General features: G+C 74.6%; 16 protein-coding genes. 10 read left to right on the forward strand and 6 right to left on the reverse strand.

Annotation, left to right across the window (positions count from 1 at the left end):
* The first annotated feature begins 58 nt into the window (after positions 1–58).
* The 3 genes from IF73_RS0108865 to IF73_RS0108880 are packed head-to-tail and all read left to right on the forward strand — an operon-like array spanning position 59 to position 3,044.
* On the forward strand, positions 59–733 hold the full coding sequence (locus IF73_RS0108865; RefSeq protein WP_031005315.1) for a vWA domain-containing protein: 675 nt from the start codon (positions 59–61) through the stop codon (positions 731–733).
* Positions 730–1,710 (forward strand): PP2C family serine/threonine-protein phosphatase, encoded by a 981-nt coding sequence (locus IF73_RS0108870; protein WP_234338193.1) that lies wholly within the window; start codon positions 730–732, stop codon positions 1,708–1,710. The genes IF73_RS0108865 and IF73_RS0108870 overlap by 4 nt, the downstream gene beginning before the upstream one ends.
* Entirely contained in the window at positions 1,707–3,044 is a 1,338-nt protein-coding gene (locus tag IF73_RS0108880; RefSeq protein WP_031005454.1) for a protein kinase domain-containing protein, read from the forward strand. Before IF73_RS0108870 ends, IF73_RS0108880 begins: the two co-directional genes overlap by 4 nt.
* A gap of 230 nt (positions 3,045–3,274) precedes the next feature.
* On the opposite strand, the gene msrB is transcribed toward IF73_RS0108880, so the two are convergent.
* The 4 genes from msrB to IF73_RS0108905 all read right to left on the reverse strand — a co-directional run bounded on the left by msrB (position 3,275) and on the right by IF73_RS0108905 (position 6,563).
* The gene (gene msrB, locus IF73_RS0108890; RefSeq protein ID WP_031005319.1) at positions 3,275–3,685 is read right to left on the reverse strand and encodes a peptide-methionine (R)-S-oxide reductase MsrB; all 411 of its coding nucleotides are present in this window, start codon (positions 3,683–3,685) and stop codon (positions 3,275–3,277) included.
* Positions 3,686–3,700: 15 nt separating this feature from the next.
* Entirely contained in the window at positions 3,701–5,098 is a 1,398-nt protein-coding gene (gene murC / locus IF73_RS0108895) for a UDP-N-acetylmuramate--L-alanine ligase (protein WP_031005321.1), read from the reverse strand.
* A 102-nt stretch (positions 5,099–5,200) separates the two neighbouring features.
* A complete protein-coding gene (locus tag IF73_RS0108900) occupies positions 5,201–5,671 on the reverse strand; it encodes an indole-3-glycerol phosphate synthase (RefSeq protein WP_078867989.1) in 471 nt (156 codons plus the stop codon).
* 106 nt (positions 5,672–5,777) lie between these two features.
* Entirely contained in the window at positions 5,778–6,563 is a 786-nt protein-coding gene (locus IF73_RS0108905; RefSeq protein WP_031005325.1) for a pyrimidine reductase family protein, read from the reverse strand.
* Between the two features lie 36 nt (positions 6,564–6,599).
* Between IF73_RS0108905 and zapE the strand changes: the two genes are divergently transcribed.
* From zapE to IF73_RS0108930, 5 genes are all read left to right on the forward strand, one after another.
* Complete coding sequence (gene zapE / locus IF73_RS0108910) at positions 6,600–7,685, forward strand: cell division protein ZapE (protein WP_051716629.1); 1,086 nt, start codon at positions 6,600–6,602, stop codon at positions 7,683–7,685.
* 34 nt (positions 7,686–7,719) lie between these two features.
* Positions 7,720–8,145: an OsmC family protein gene (locus tag IF73_RS0108915; RefSeq protein WP_031005329.1), complete on the forward strand. Its 426-nt coding sequence runs from the start codon at positions 7,720–7,722 to the stop codon at positions 8,143–8,145.
* A gap of 136 nt (positions 8,146–8,281) precedes the next feature.
* Entirely contained in the window at positions 8,282–9,655 is a 1,374-nt protein-coding gene (locus IF73_RS0108920; RefSeq protein WP_031005331.1) for an alkaline phosphatase PhoX, read from the forward strand.
* Between the two features lie 89 nt (positions 9,656–9,744).
* The gene (locus IF73_RS0108925; protein WP_031005333.1) at positions 9,745–10,635 is read left to right on the forward strand and encodes a PPK2 family polyphosphate kinase; all 891 of its coding nucleotides are present in this window, start codon (positions 9,745–9,747) and stop codon (positions 10,633–10,635) included.
* A 93-nt stretch (positions 10,636–10,728) separates the two neighbouring features.
* A complete protein-coding gene (locus tag IF73_RS0108930) occupies positions 10,729–11,607 on the forward strand; it encodes a polysaccharide deacetylase family protein (protein ID WP_031005335.1) in 879 nt (292 codons plus the stop codon).
* A gap of 22 nt (positions 11,608–11,629) precedes the next feature.
* On the opposite strand, the gene IF73_RS0108935 is transcribed toward IF73_RS0108930, so the two are convergent.
* Both IF73_RS0108935 and IF73_RS40935 read right to left on the reverse strand, forming a co-directional pair.
* Complete coding sequence (locus IF73_RS0108935) at positions 11,630–11,818, reverse strand: hypothetical protein (protein ID WP_031005337.1); 189 nt, start codon at positions 11,816–11,818, stop codon at positions 11,630–11,632.
* Between the two features lie 10 nt (positions 11,819–11,828).
* Entirely contained in the window at positions 11,829–11,996 is a 168-nt protein-coding gene (locus tag IF73_RS40935) for a hypothetical protein (protein ID WP_158821961.1), read from the reverse strand.
* Between the two features lie 38 nt (positions 11,997–12,034).
* Here IF73_RS40935 and IF73_RS0108945 point away from each other — a divergent pair, with 38 nt between their 5' ends.
* Positions 12,035–12,790, forward strand: a complete 756-nt coding sequence (locus tag IF73_RS0108945) for a peptidyl-tRNA hydrolase (protein ID WP_051716630.1) — start codon at positions 12,035–12,037, stop codon at positions 12,788–12,790.
* Positions 12,791–12,872: 82 nt separating this feature from the next.
* Positions 12,873–14,426, forward strand: a complete 1,554-nt coding sequence (locus tag IF73_RS0108950; RefSeq protein ID WP_037878643.1) for a DUF692 domain-containing protein — start codon at positions 12,873–12,875, stop codon at positions 14,424–14,426.
* The last annotated feature ends 3 nt before the right edge of the window (positions 14,427–14,429 follow it).

The following is a 14,429-nucleotide window of genomic DNA, read 5'->3' on the forward strand; positions in this document are numbered from 1 at the left end:
TTCCCTTCCCCTATCCCTGTTCCAGGAGGACATCGTGACCGACCTCCCCGGCGGTGCCATGGCGAACCGCCCGGTGCACTTCATCTGGCTGCTCGACACCTCGTACTCGATGCTCGGCGAGAAGATCGGACAGCTCAACTACGCGATCCGGGAGGCGATCCCGGAGATGCAGTCGGTGGCCCGCGACAACCCGGCCGCCCAGCTCCTGCTCCGCACCATCACCTTCTCGACCACCGCCCGCTGGCACCACAAGGACCCGGTCGAGGTGGACTCCTTCACCTGGCAGGACGTGGCCCCCGACGGCACCACCAACCTCGGCGAGGCGCTCCACCTGGTCGCCGGCGAGCTGCGGACCCCGCCCATGCCGGAGCGGGCCCTCAAGCCGGTGATCGCGCTGGTCTCCGACGGCGCCCCGACCGACGACTGGCGGGCCGGGCTGCGTGCCATCGAGGCCACCCCGTGGGGCCGCAAGGCCGTCCGGGTGGCCATCGCGATCGGCGCGGACGCCGACCGGGGCGTCCTCCAGGAGTTCCTGGCCAACCCGGAGCTGCGCCCGCTGGACGCCAACAGCCCCAAGCAGCTCGCCGCCGCGATCCGCTGGGCGTCGACGGCCGCGGTGAAGGCCGCCTCGCAGCCCGTCGCCGGGGGCCACGTGGGCGACGGCCCCACCAAGCCCGCCGCCCCCTACGCGCCGCCGGTCCTCGCCGACGACGACGAAGACGACGTGTGGTGAGCCCCCTGGCGGACTGGGAGACACTCTGCGAGAGCGTCCAGGGGCTCGGCAAGAAGCTCAACCAGGACCGGGGCCGGGTGCGGGGCACGGGATCGGCGGAGGACCCCCTGATCCTCACCGTGGCGGACGGGCACGGCTCCGCGTCCTACCCGCGCAGCGACGTCGGGGCGCACTTCGCCGCGGCCCTCTTCGTCGACAAGGGGCGGGAGTTCGGCAGCTGCCTCGGCCCCGGCAGCCCCGGGGGCCGGCTGAGCCGGCTGCACGACTACGCCCGGTACGAGCTGCCGGAGCGGCTGGTGCGGGACTGGCAGACGCGGGTGTGGGAGCACTGGCACCGCCAGCCCGGCCCGGAGGGGGCGGACGCGCCCCGGGAGGACGTGCTGCGGCTGTACGGCTCCACGCTCGTGGGGGCCGTCGTGGTCCCCGGCCTGTTCGTCGCCTGGCAGTTGGGCGACGGGGAGCTCACGGTTGTGGACGAGGGCGGGCGGGTGCGGCTGCCGCTCGCCCCGGAGCGGGCCGAACTCGGGGACGAGACGGCCTCCTTGTGCCTGCCGGAGGCGTGGCGGCTGGTCCGGGTGCACTGGGAGCCGCTGCCCGACCCGGAGCGGGGGCCCCGGCTGCTCGCGCTGTCGACGGACGGCCTGTCGAAGAGCTTCGCCTCGGACGCGGGGTTCACCGCGTTCACGGCGGGGCTGTACGAGCGGCTGGCCGGCCGGGGCGTGCCGGGGATCGCCGAGGACGTGCCGCGCTGGCTGGCGGAGGCGTCCCGGCACTCCGGCGACGACACCACCCTGGCCCTCGCCCACCGCGCGGAGCGGGACGACGACCCCAGGGCGGCGTGGGCGTCGGCGCCGGAGGCGGCGCGGCCCTGGGGCCCGGAGCCCGCGGCGGAACCGGAGCCGGGGCCCGTGGCGGAGCCGGACGCCGGGGTGCCGGACGGCACGACGAACGACGACGAGGAGACGGAACGACGATGAGTGGCATGCTCGACAACGGGGACACCCTGACGACCGACACCGGGGAGACGCTCGTCGTCGACCGCCTGCTCGGCCAGGGCGGCCAGGGCGAGGTCTACCGGGTGACGCTTCCGGACGGCTCCGCCAAGGCGCTCAAGTGGTACTACCCCGAGAGCGCGACCCCGCAGCAGCGGCAGGTGGTCGAGGACCTGGTGGCCCGGGACTTCAAGGACGACCGCTTCCTGTGGCCGACCGCGTTCGTCGGCGCGGCCCAGGACCGCTTCGGCTATCTGATGGACGTGCGGCCGGACCGCTTCCGCGGGCTGCCCGAGCTGTTCCGGCGGACGGTCACCACCAGCTTCCGCGAGCTGCTGACCGCGTGCCTGTACACGGTGGAGGCGTACCAGGCGCTGCACTCGCGCGGGATCGCCTACCGGGACATCTCCTGGGGCAACATCTTCTTCGACCCGGCCACCGGCGAGGTGCTGGTCTGCGACAACGACAACGCGGTGGTGGAGGGCGACCAGAGCGGCATCTCCGGCACGATGGGCTTCATGGCGCCCGAGCTGGTGCGCGGCGACCCGGGGGCCATGCCGGGCACGCAGAGCGACCTGCACTCGCTGTCGGTGCTGCTGTTCATGTTCCTGACGAACCACCACCCCTTCAAGGGCAGGCGCGAGTTGGCGATCCGCTGCCTGGACGAGCACGCGGAGCGCAAGCTGTACGGGCGCGACCCGCTCTTCCTCTTCGACCCGGACGACCCGGACAACCGCCCGGACCCGGTGGAGCACACGACCGTGCTGGCGCTGTGGCCGCTGGTCCCGCCGTCGCTCCAGCGGCTGTTCACGCAGAACTTCACGGTCGGGCTGCGGGAGCCGTCGGCGCGGGTCCGCGAGTCGCAGTGGCGGGACGCGCTGCGGGCGGCCCGGGACGCGGTCGTGGAGTGCCCGAACTGCGGTCGGCAGAACATGACCGAGCCGGGCACGGCGACGCCCGGGAACTGCTGGAAGGACGCGGCGCCGCTGGTGCTGCCGCCCCGGCTCGTGGTGACCACCCCGCCGCCCCGGACGGAGCGGCACGTCCTGCTGGGACGGGCGGCGCGGATCCACCGCCACCACCTGGCGGCCGAGCCGACCCGGCACGACTACTCGGACGGCAGCCTCGTCGCCGAGCTGGTCGAGCACCCGCAGAAGCCGGGCCGGTACGGGCTCGCCAACCGCTCGGCGGACGCCTGGACCGGCACCCGCTCCGACGGCACCAGCCAGCGGATCGTGCCGGGCCAGACGGTGCCGCTGCGCTCCGGCCTCGCGCTCGAACTGGCCGACGGGGCCCGGGCCGTGGTCCGCGCCCGCTGACCCGGACGGCGCCGCGCGGGCCGCTCAGCCGCCGAGGAGGGCCGTGATCCGCTGGACCAGGGCCATGCCGCCGCTGCCGACCGTCACGTACGGCTCGACGGCGGCGAGCGCGGTGCGCACCCGGCCCTGGTCGACCGGGCGGCCCTCCTTCTCGGCGCCGGCGAGTTCGTCCCGTACGGCCTCCGCGCGGGCGAACCGGACGCCCTAGGGGGACCGACCGCAGACGTGTGTCAGGCGTCTTCCGCGGGCTTCAGGCGCAGCGAGATGGAGTTGATGCAGTACCGCTGGTCCGTGGGGGTCGGGTAGCCCTCGCCCTCGAAGACGTGGCCCAGGTGGGAGCCGCAGCGGGCGCAGCGGACCTCCGTGCGGACCATGCCGTGGGAGGTGTCGGCGAGCAGCTCGACGGCGTCGCTGTCCTTCGGGTCGAAGAAGGACGGCCAGCCGCAGTGCGACTCGAACTTCTCCTTCGACGTGAAGAGCTCGGCCCCGCAGCCGCGGCAGGAGTAGACGCCCTCCGTCCTGGTGTCCGTGTACTCACCGCGGAAGGCGGGCTCGGTGCCGGCCAGCCGGAGCACCTGGTACTCCGACGGGGTCAGCTGCGCCTGCCACTCCTCGTCCGACTTCTCGACCTCGTACGCCATCGTGCGTCCACTCCCTCAGTTCGCCAGGCGGGCCAGGATCCGCGGACCGAGGTCCGTGACGTCGCCCGCGCCCATGGTCAGAACGAAGTCACCGGGGCGGACCATTCCCGCGATCACCTCGGGGACGGCGGTCTTGTCGTGGACGGCGGTGACGTCGGCGCCGGCCGCGCGGGCCGCGTCGAGGATCAGCTCGCTGGTGACGCCGGGGATCGGGTCCTCGCGGGCCGGGTAGATGTCGAGGACCACGGAGGCGTCGGCGAGGGCGAGGGCGTCGCCCATCTCCTTGCCCAGCTCCTGGGTGCGGGAGAAGAGGTGCGGCTGGAAGACGACGAGGAGGCGGGAGCCCGCGGCGGCGCCGCGCATGGCCTCCAGGTCGGCGGTCATCTCGGTGGGGTGGTGCGCGTACGAGTCGATGACCTGGACGCCGGCGGCCTCGCCCTTGAGCTGGAGGCGGCGGCCGACGCCGGTGTAGGCGGTGAGGGCCTGGGCGAGGGCGGCCGGGTCGAGGCCCGCGCGGGCGCCGGCGGCGAGGGCCGCGGCGGCGTTGTGGGCGTAGTGGCGGCCGGGGACGGAGACGGTGAAGGTGTGCTCGGTGCCGTCGAGGGCGACGGTGACCTCGCTCTTCATCCCGTTCGGGACGATCTTGAGGATGCGGGCGTCGGAGTCCTCGCCCTCGCCGACGGTGACGATGGCGAGGTCCTGGCGGCCCTCGGCGGCGACGCGGCGGGCCAGCTCGCGGGCGCCGGCGTGCTCGCCGACGACGAGGGTGCCGCCGGGGCGGATCTTCGCGGCGAACTTCTCGAAGGACTCGTAGATCTCGTCCATGGAGGCGTAGTTCGCGTGGTGGTCGAGCTCGACGTTGAGGACGATCGCGACCCGGGGGTCGTACTTCTGGAAGCTGCGGTCGCTCTCGTCCGCCTCGGCGACGAACACCTCGCCGGCGCCGTGCCGGGCGTTGGTGCCGGGGCCGGCGAGGTCGCCGCCGATCGCGTACGAGGGGTCGGCGCCGAGCTCGGTGAGGGCGACGGCCAGCATCGAGGTGGTGGTGGTCTTGCCGTGGGTGCCGGCGACGGCGATCGCGGTCAGCCCGTCCATGAGGGAGGCGAGCGCGTCGGAGCGGTGCACGACCGGGATGCCGAGCTCGGCGGCGCGGGCCAGCTCGGGGTTGTCGGCGCGGATGGCGCTGGAGACGACGACGGCGGAGGCGTCGTCGGCGAGGTGGTCGGCGGCGTGGCCGATGTGCACGGTGACGCCGTGGGCGCGGAGCGCCTCGGCGGTCGGGGAGTCCTTGGCGTCGCTGCCGGCGACCTTGGCGCCGCGCTGGGCGAGGATCTTCGCGATGCCCGACATTCCGGCACCGCCGATGCCGATGAAGTGCGGCCGTTCCATGGCGGCAGGGATGGCGGGTGCCATGCGGTTCTCTCCCCGGGTGTGCGTACGACGTGTCGGCTCCAGCCTAGTGGCTGGAACCGGAGGGCCCGGGGACGCGGCGCGCCCCGGGCCCTCCGCCCGCCGTCACTCGCTGTGCGCGAACAGCTTCAGGACGGGGACGCCGACCTTGTGGCGGGCGCGGGAGGCCCAGTCGCGGTGGAAGAACTCCTCCACGTAGTGCGGGGCGGTGAGGACGATCACCTCGTCCGCCTCCGCCTCGTCGACGACGGCCTTCATCTTGTCGAGGGGGTGGTCCTCGACCACCTGTCCGACCGCTTCGCAGCCCGCCTCTCTCAGGGCCCTGAGCGAGTGCTCCAGGGCCAGCTCGGCCGGCTTGCGGGCCTCCTTCCCCTCCGGTTCGTCGCCCTCCCGGGTCGCCTCCTTGAGCTCACCCATGGCGACGTCGTCGATGGCGCGCAGCAGGAGATCGGCCTGGTCACCGCGCGGCTGCATGAGCACGATGAAGGACACGGTCTCGTCGCCGTGCAGGGTGGTGACGAATTCCACGTCCATGGACGTCAGGGGCTTCTCGATCATCAGAACGCTTGTGAACACCTCAGGAGCCCTTCTGCGGAAACCATCCTTCCCCGTGACCGCACGGGGACTGCGACTGTGATTGTGCCCAGCCGACGCTAAGCGGAACGGGAAATTCCGCCGATTGTCAGATCCGACGGTAGCGGCTGAAGAGGAAGCCGTCCTGCTCCAGCAGAGAAGCCAGCCCAAAGCGTGTCGGAAGGGCGAGCGAAGGCCCGTGGGCGATCCGCTGGGCATCACCCGCGGTCATGGTCGGGGAGACCGTCAGGCACAGCTCGTCGAGCACCCCGGCGGCGGTGAACTGGCCGAGCAGCCGGGGCCCGCCCTCGGTGAGCTGCCGGCGCAGCCCGCGCTCGGCGAGGAGCGCGACCGCGCGGGCCGGGTCCACGGCGGCCCCGTCGCCGGCGAGCAGCACCTCGACGCCCGCGGCCCGCGCGGCGGCGATCCGGTCGGCGGGGGCGCCCGCGCCGGTCACGATCAGGGTCGGGACCAGCGGGGAGGTGTAGAGGGGGAGCGCGAGGTCCAGGTCGAGCGAGGCGGTCACGACCGCGATCGCGGGAGCGGGGCCCTGGCCGGCGGCGGCACGCCGGGCGGCGAAGACCTCCCGGGCCCGGGCCGGCCGGTACCCCTCCAGACGCACCGTCTCGGCCCCGACCACCACGACGTCCGCGAGCCCCCGCAGGGTGCCGAAGATCCGCATGTCGGTGTCGGAGGAGAGCGGCTGCGAGCGGCCCTCGTGCTGGCCCGCCCCGTCGAGCGAGGAGACCATGTTGGCCCGCAGCCAGCGCTCCTCCCCCTCCGGGTACGCGTAGGCGTCGGCCAGCTCGTCGAGGGACCACTCCCGGTCGGCGCCGGCGTCGCTGACCTGGGTCTTCGAGGCTGTCATGTCCGTCACAGGGAAGAGCTGTCGCATTCTCGCAGTCTGACACGGCGCTTACAGTGGGGAACTGTGTCGACCCGTGCCCTGAACGAAGCCGCCTCCGCAGCGGCGACCCCGCTCTCGCTGTGCTCGCGCGAGCCCCACGTCCCCGCCGACCGGCTGGTCGCGGAGATGGTCCCGCCGCCGCGCTTCGACTCGGTGCGCTTCGACACGTACCTCCCCGACCCGAACCAGCCCAGCCAGTGCGAGGCCGTCAAGGCGCTCTCCGGCTTCGCCGAGTCCCTCGGCGGGGCGCACGCGACCGGCGCCGGCCGGCGCCGCTGGTTCGCCCGCAAGCCCGCCGCCCCGGCCGCCCCGCGCGGGGTCTACCTCGACGGCGGCTACGGCGTCGGCAAGACCCACCTGCTCGCCTCCCTGTGGCACGCCACGCCCGCCGAACCCGCGCTGAAGGCGTTCGGCACCTTCGTGGAGCTGACGAACCTGGTCGGCGCGCTCGGCTTCCAGCAGACCGTGCAGACGCTGAGCGGACACCGCCTCCTCTGCATCGACGAGTTCGAGCTGGACGACCCGGGCGACACCGTCCTCGTCTCCAGCCTGCTGGGCAAGCTGGTCGAGGCCGGCGTGGCGCTCGCCGCCACCTCGAACACGCTGCCGGGCAAGCTCGGCGAGGGCCGCTTCGCCGCCGCCGACTTCCTCCGCGAGATCCAGGGCCTCTCCGCGCACTTCCGGCCGCTGCGGATCGACGGCGAGGACTACCGCCACCGGGGCCTGCCCGAGGCCCCCGCGCCCCACTCCGACCAGGTCGTCACGGAGGCCGCGTACCGCGTCCCGGGCGCCTCCCTCGACGACTTCCCGCACCTCCTCGCCCACCTGGCCAAGGTCCACCCGAGCCGGTACGGCGCCCTCACCGACGACCTGACGGCGGTCTGCCTCACCGACGTCGGCCCGGTCCCGGACCAGTCGACCGCGCTGCGGCTCGTCGTCCTCGCCGACCGCCTCTACGACCGCGAGATACCGGTGCTCGCCTCCGGACTCCCGTTCGACCGGTTGTTCAGCGAGGAGATGCTGAACGGCGGCTACCGCAAGAAGTACTTCCGCGCCATCTCCCGGCTCACCGCCCTGGCACGGGACGCAAAGGGGCTCGTGGCGCAGTAGGTTGGGGGCCATACCCGATCGAAAGGGATCCACCATGGCCACCGTCCGTCACGCCCACACCGTCTGGCAGGGCGACCTCCTCAAGGGCTCCGGCGTCGTCACCCTCGACTCGTCCGGACTCGGCTCGTACGACGTCTCCTGGCCGGCCCGTGCCGAGGAGCCGAACGGCAAGACCAGCCCCGAGGAGCTCATCGCCGCCGCGCACTCCTCCTGCTTCTCCATGGCCTTCTCCAACGGCCTGGCCAAGGCGGGCAACCCGCCCACCCGCCTGGAGACCAAGGCGGACGTCACCTTCCAGCCGGGCGAGGGCATCACCGGCATCCACCTCACCGTGCGCGGCGAGGTCCCCGGTCTGGACGCGGACCAGTTCCAGTCCCTCGCCGAGGAGGCCAAGAAGAACTGCCCGGTCAGCCAGGCGCTCACCGGCACGACGATCACGCTGACGGCCGAACTGGCCTGACGTCCCGTCACCCTGTTTCCACAGGGGCGGAATTAGGCCATCCGAGGCCCCGTGGACCCGCGTCACGGCATCACGCAGACCACCGCGTGGTACATGAAGCGGGTCCACACCTGTTCCGGCGGGAAGGCCCTCCTCCATGGCAGTGACACGACGTCAGATCCTGGCCCGCACCGGCGCGTCCGTCGCCGGGATCGCCTTCACCGGCGCCCTGGCCGACCTCTTCGCCGGCTCCCCCGCCGCCGCCGAACCGCGCGGCGGATACGGCCCGCTCCTCCCCGACCCGGCCGGTCTGCTCGACCTCCCCGCCGGCTTCTCCTACCGGGTCCTCTCCCGCGAGGGCGACCCGCTCCGCTCCGGCGAGGGCACGGTCCCCGGCCGCTTCGACGGCATGAGCGCCTTCGCGGGCCCGCGCGGCGGCGTCCGCCTCGTCCGCAACCACGAGAACCGCCCCGACGCGCCGCTCGCCGTCCCGCACGCGCCCGGCCTGGTCTACGACCGGGGCGGCAGGGGCGGCTGCACCGTCCTCGGCCTCGACGCCACCGGCGAGGTGCTCCAGGGCGCGGCCGGCGAGCGCGTCGGCATCGCCGGCACCGCGGTCAACTGCGCGGGCGGCCCCACCCCCTGGGGCACCTGGCTGACCTGCGAGGAGACCGAGGACAAGGCGGGCAGCAAGGGGTACGAGAAGGACCACGGCTTCGTCTTCGAGGTCGACCCGGCCGACCCGCTCCGCACCGGGGCCGTGCCGCTCACCGCGCTGGGCCGCTTCGCGCACGAGGCCGTCGCCGTCGACCCGTACACCGGGATCGTCTACGAGACGGAGGACGCCTTCGACCGCCCCTTCGGCCTCTTCTACCGCTTCCTCCCCGAGCGCCCCCTCGGCGGCACCGGCTCGCTGCGCGCCGGCGGCACCCTGGAGGCCCTGCGCGTGCCCGGCGTGCCGGACCTGTCGGTCGTCCAGGAGGCCGGGGCGGTCTTCGACTCCGTCGAGTGGGTGCCGGTGCCGGACCCGCAGGCGGTCTCGACGCCCATCCGCTTCCAGGACTTCGGGCGGGGCGGGATCACCCACGCGCAGAAGCTGGAGGGCTGCTACTGGGGCGGCCGCTGCGTCTACTTCGTCTCCTCCTTCGCCCGGGCCTCCGACGGCTCCGGCGCCACCCACTACGGGCAGGTGTGGAAGTACGACCCGCACCGCCGACGGCTCACCCTCGCCGTCGTCTTCGGCCCGGACACCGACCTCCGGCTGCCCGGCGAGTCCCCCGACAACATCTGCCTGGCCCCCACCGGCGGCCTGATGGTCTGCGAGGACGGCGACGGCGCCCAGCACGTCTTCGGGGTGAGCCGGCGGGGCGAGGTGTACGCCGTCGCCAGGGGTGCTCAAGACATCGGCGACCCCGGGGCGCCGGAGTGGGGCGAGTTCGCGGGCGTCACCTTCTCCCCCGACGGCGCCACGATGTACGTGAACTGCTACACCCCCGGCACCACCTTCGCCGTCACCGGCCCCTGGCGCTGACCCCCGGTCCGCCCGGGGCGCACTCGCGGACTCCCCCGATCCGGCGCAGGATCGGGGGAGGGCGAGCAGCACGGCGGAAGGGGCGCGCGGTGGCGAAGAAGGACGGGAAGCAGGGTGGGGCCGGGCGGGCCGGGTCCCTCGGCGAGGCGCTGCGGCTGCCGCCGGGCGAGCCCGTCGACCTCTCCGCGTACGACCCCCGGGCCACCCCGCGCGCCCCGGAGGGCGGCCCCGACCGCAAGACGACCGGGCGCGCCGCCACCGCCCTCCTGGGCCCGCGGCTCGCCGGCCTCCAGGAGCGGCTGTACGCGTCGAGCACGGCCGGCGACCGGCGCCGGGTGCTCCTCGTCCTCCAGGGCATGGACACCAGCGGCAAGGGCGGCACGGTCAAGCACGTCATCGGCACCCTCAACCCCTCCGGCTGCCGGATCCACGCCTTCAAGGCACCCACGCCGGAGGAGCGCGCCCACCCCTTCCTGTGGCGGATCACCCGGGCGCTGCCGCTGCCGGGCGAGATCGGCATCTTCGACCGCTCGCACTACGAGGACGTCCTCATCGCCCGGGTCCGCGAGCTGGTCCCGCGCGAGGAGGTCGAGCGGCGCTACGAGGAGATCGGACGCTTCGAGCGCGCGCTCACCGACGAGGGCGTGACGGTCGTGAAGGTCTTCCTGCACCTGTCGTACGAGGAGCAGCGCAGCCGCCTCCTGGAGCGCCTGGACAACCCGGAGAAGCACTGGAAGTTCGACCCGGGCGACATCGAGGAGCGGACCCGCTGGCCCGCCTACCAGGAGGCGTACGAGCTGGCGCTGGAGCGCTGCTCGACCCCCGCCACGCCCTGGTACCTGGTCCCGGCGGACCGCAAGTGGTACCGGAACTGGGCCGTCAGCACGCTGCTCCTGGAGCATCTGGAGGCGCTGGACCCGCAGTACCCGGCGGGCGGCTTCGACGTGGCGGAGTGCCGGCGGCTGCTGCTCGCGACCTGAGCCGCGCAGCCCTGAGCCCTGACGGGTGACGCGGCGCGCCGCGCCCCGGGGTCCGACGGCGGGGCTTCACATCCGATCGGATAACTTCCGTTCGTGACCATTTCTGTACGTAAAGTGGCGGCGCTCGGTCTGCTCGGCGCCGTTCTCGTCGGCTGCGGCGGGGGCGCCGACACCGCTTCGCCCGTCGTGGACCGGACCTCCGCCGCGGCGACGGCCGAGCCGACCGCGGCCCCGGGTGCCAAGCCCGCGAAGCCCGCGCCCGCCGCGCCGCCCACGATGGCGGCCGGGCCCCAGGGGCGTACGCCCGTCTACGAACGGCGGACCGGCCGGGGTACCGAGAAGGTGGTCGCGCTCACCTTCGACGCCGACATGACCGCCGACCAGGGCCCCCGGGCGGCGCGCGGCGAGCGCTTCGACAACCCGGAGCTCATCGCGACCCTGCGCCGGCTGAAGGTGGACGCGACGATCTTCATGACCGGCCGCTGGGCGGAGGAGTACCCCGACCAGGTCCGCTCCATCGGCACCGACCCCCGCTTCGAGATCGCCAACCACTCCTACAGCCACTACGCCTTCGCCGAGCCCTGCTACGGCCTGCCGACCGTGGCGAAGCCGGACATGGCGGCGGACGTGCGGCGCGCCTTCGACTCCTTCCGGGACGCGGGCGCCGTCAACGTCGTGCCCTACTTCCGCTTCCCCGGCGGCTGTCACGACGACACCGCGCTGGACGCGCTCGCCCCGGCCCGGGTCACCGCCGTCCAGTGGGACGTGGTCGGCGGGGACGCCTTCGCGAAGGACCCGGACGCGGTGGCGGAGCAGGTGCTCTCCGGGGTCCGCCCGGGCTCGCTGGTCGTCCTCCACTGCACCCGCAGCGCCGCCCCCGCCACGGAGCGCGCGATCCGCCGGATCGTCCCCGAACTCCGCGCCCGCGGCTACCGCTTCGTGAAGGTCTCCGAGCTGATGCGCGCGGGCTGAGCGGGCGGGGCCGGGCCTCCGGTCAGCCGGAGCAGGCGGTGCGCTGGGCCTCCTGCCACTCGCAGACCGGGCACAGGACGACGCCCTTGACCGACGCGGCGTACTCCGTCGGCTCCAGGCACAGCACGCACCGCGCGTAGGGGCCCTCGGCCGCCTTCGGCGGACGGGGCGCGGGCTCGGGGGTGCAGAAGGCGCCGGATTCCGTGGTCATGACACCGAGGCTACTCCGGTACCGGTCCCGGTCCGGTACGGCTCCGGCCCCGGCCCTCACTCCAGGCGCGCGGCCGCCCGGTGAGGGCGCGGGCGGTGGCGGCCAGGACCCCGGCGGGCAGGGCGTCCGGGCCGCTCGTCCCGGCGAGGTCGCCGGTCGCCGTCACCGCCGCGGCCACACGATCGGGCTGTCGGACCGCGGTGGCAGACTTGCCGCGTGAGCAGCCACGACACCGAACCGAACACCGAACCGCGCACGGATCCGAGCGCCGATCCCCGGGACGACAAGCCGCAGTTCGTCCTGCCCCTGGTGGTGCGCATCGAGAAGGACGCGCCCCCGGCCCGTACGGACGCCCTGGAGACCGCGGCCCGGGCCGTGCTCCGGCTCCTGACCGACGAGCGGGCGGCCGGCGAGGGGGAATGGGCGCGGGCCGTCGCCGACTGGGAGGACGCCCGCATCCGCAAGGTCGTCCGGCGGGCGCGCGGCGCGGAGTGGCGGCGCGCCGGGGCCCTGCCCGGCATCACCGTGACCGGCGCGGCGGCGGAGGTACGGGTCTTCCCGCCGGTGCCCCTCGACGGCTGGCCCAAGGAGCTGGCCAAGCTCCAGGTCTCCGGCACCGACCTCGACGACCCGGCCGCGCCCGGCCCCGTCCCGGACGGCGCGGCCGTGCTCTGGCTCAATCCGGGGCTCGCGATGTCGGCGGGCAAGGCGATGGCGCAGGCCGGGCACGGCGCCCAGCTCCTGTGGTGGGCGCTGGACGGGGCCGCCCGTACGGCCTGGCGGGAGGCCGGCTTCCCGCTCGCCGTCCGCACGGCGGCCGAGGCCGACTGGCCCGCGCTGGCCGCGAGCGGCCTCCCGGTCGTCCGGGACGCCGGCTTCACGGAGATCGCGCCGGGCAGCGCCACGGTGGTGTCGGCGTTCCCCGGCGTCCTGGACGCTCCCGGGGCGCCGGTGGCCGGGAACCTCAAATGAAGCTCTGAACCTCCTCCCTCCGGGGTTCGACCGGCACCGCCGGGGTCATCACGTGGATGACTGAGGACCGAAGGAGGGGGACATGACGGAACTCGGCATCGGCATCGGCTGGCGTCCGGAGATCGCGGACGCGGTCGAGGACCTGCCCGTCGACTGGGTGGAGGTCGTCGCGGAGAACGTGTGCGCCGGCCATCTGCCCGACTCGCTCGCCCGGCTGCGGGCGCGCGGCGTCACCGTCGTACCGCACGGGGTGTCGCTGGGGCTCGGCGGGGCGGACCGCCCCGACCCCGAGCGACTGGCCGCGCTCGCGGAGAAGGCCGAGGCGCTGGGGGCGCCGCTCGTCACCGAGCACATCGCCTTCGTCCGGGCCGGCGGGCCGCTGACGGCGACGCCGCCGCTGGAGGCCGGGCACCTGCTGCCGGTCCCGCGCACCCGGGACGCCCTGGACGTGCTCTGCGAGAACGTGCGCATCGCGCAGGAGTCCCTGCCGGTGCCGCTGGCGCTGGAGAACATCGCCGCGCTGTTCTCCTGGCCGGACGAGGAGCTGTCGGAGGGGCGGTTCCTGGCGGAGCTGGTGGAGCGCACGGGGGTGCGACTCCTCATCGACGTCGCCAACCTGCACACCAACCACCGCAACCGGGGCGAGGACCCGGCGCGGGCCCTCGCCGAACTGCCGGTGGAGGCCATCGCGTACGTGCACGTGGCGGGCGGTGTCGAGCGGGACGGGGTCTGGCACGACACCCACGCCCACCCGGTCCCGGCGCCGGTCCTGGACATCCTGGCCGACCTCGCCGGCCGGGTCGCCCCGCCGGGCGTCCTCCTGGAGCGCGACGACCACTTCCCGGCGGCGGATGAGCTGGCCGCCGAACTCGCCGCGATCCGTTCCACGGTGACGGCGGCCCGGCGCGCCCCGGCCCCGTCCGGCCCGCTCGCCGCCCGCCACGGCGCCGGTGCCGCCGCCCTGCGCGCCGGCCGCGCCCTCACCGGCGGCGACGCCCTGCACATCGGCGCCGGCGCCCGTGTCTCGGGCGGCCCGATGCCGACCGCCCGGCCGGCTCCCGCCGCGCCGACCGGTCCGGCGGCCGGTCCGGCGGCCGGTCCGGTGGCCGGTCCGGTGGCCGGTCCGGCGGCCGGTCCGGTGGCTGGCCCGCCGACCGGTCCGGTGGCCGGTCCGGCGGCCGGTCCGGTGGCTGTTCTGGCGCGGCCCGAGGCCGCCGTCACGAGAGCCGCGCCCTCCGCGGACGCCGCCGCGCGGCAGCGGGTCGGGGTCGCGCAGGCGGCGGTGCTGTCGGCGCTGGTCGCGGGGACTCCGGTGCCCGAGGGCTTCGACGTGCGGCGGATGCGCGTGCAGAGCCGGGCGCTCGCCGCCAAGCGGGCCTCCGTCGTGGCGCGGATCGCGCCCGAGCTGCCGAGGATCCTCGGCGCGGAGTTCCGGCCCGCGTTCCTCGCCTACGCCCGCAGCCGGCCCATGCCGGGCAGCTACCGGCGGGACGCGCTCGACTTCGTCGAGGGGCTGCTCCTCGACGAACAGCGGCCCGAGCGGCGGGAGCTGACCCGCTGGTGGCGGGAGCGGACCGAGACCCGGCCGGCCGGCCGGGTGGCGCGTGCCGCCCGGCGCGTGTTCGGGGGGCGGTGACCG

The sequence above is a fragment of the Streptomyces sp. NRRL F-5727 genome (genome assembly GCF_000719555.1).
Classification (GTDB): Bacteria; Actinomycetota; Actinomycetes; order Streptomycetales; family Streptomycetaceae; genus Streptomyces.

Coding starts and splice junctions, on each gene's coding strand:
- msrB (WP_031005319.1), bottom strand. CDS start 3,685: ATGGCGTACGAGGTCGAGAAGTCGGACGAGGAGTGGCAGGCGCAGCTG.
- IF73_RS0108920 (WP_031005331.1), top strand. CDS start 8,282: ATGGCAGTGACACGACGTCAGATCCTGGCCCGCACCGGCGCGTCCGTC.
- IF73_RS0108950 (WP_037878643.1), top strand. CDS start 12,873: ATGACGGAACTCGGCATCGGCATCGGCTGGCGTCCGGAGATCGCGGAC.
- IF73_RS0108915 (WP_031005329.1), top strand. CDS start 7,720: ATGGCCACCGTCCGTCACGCCCACACCGTCTGGCAGGGCGACCTCCTC.
- murC (WP_031005321.1), bottom strand. CDS start 5,098: ATGGCACCCGCCATCCCTGCCGCCATGGAACGGCCGCACTTCATCGGC.
- IF73_RS0108935 (WP_031005337.1), bottom strand. CDS start 11,818: ATGACCACGGAATCCGGCGCCTTCTGCACCCCCGAGCCCGCGCCCCGT.
- IF73_RS0108880 (WP_031005454.1), top strand. CDS start 1,707: ATGAGTGGCATGCTCGACAACGGGGACACCCTGACGACCGACACCGGG.
- IF73_RS0108905 (WP_031005325.1), bottom strand. CDS start 6,563: ATGCGACAGCTCTTCCCTGTGACGGACATGACAGCCTCGAAGACCCAG.
- IF73_RS0108865 (WP_031005315.1), top strand. CDS start 59: ATGGCGAACCGCCCGGTGCACTTCATCTGGCTGCTCGACACCTCGTAC.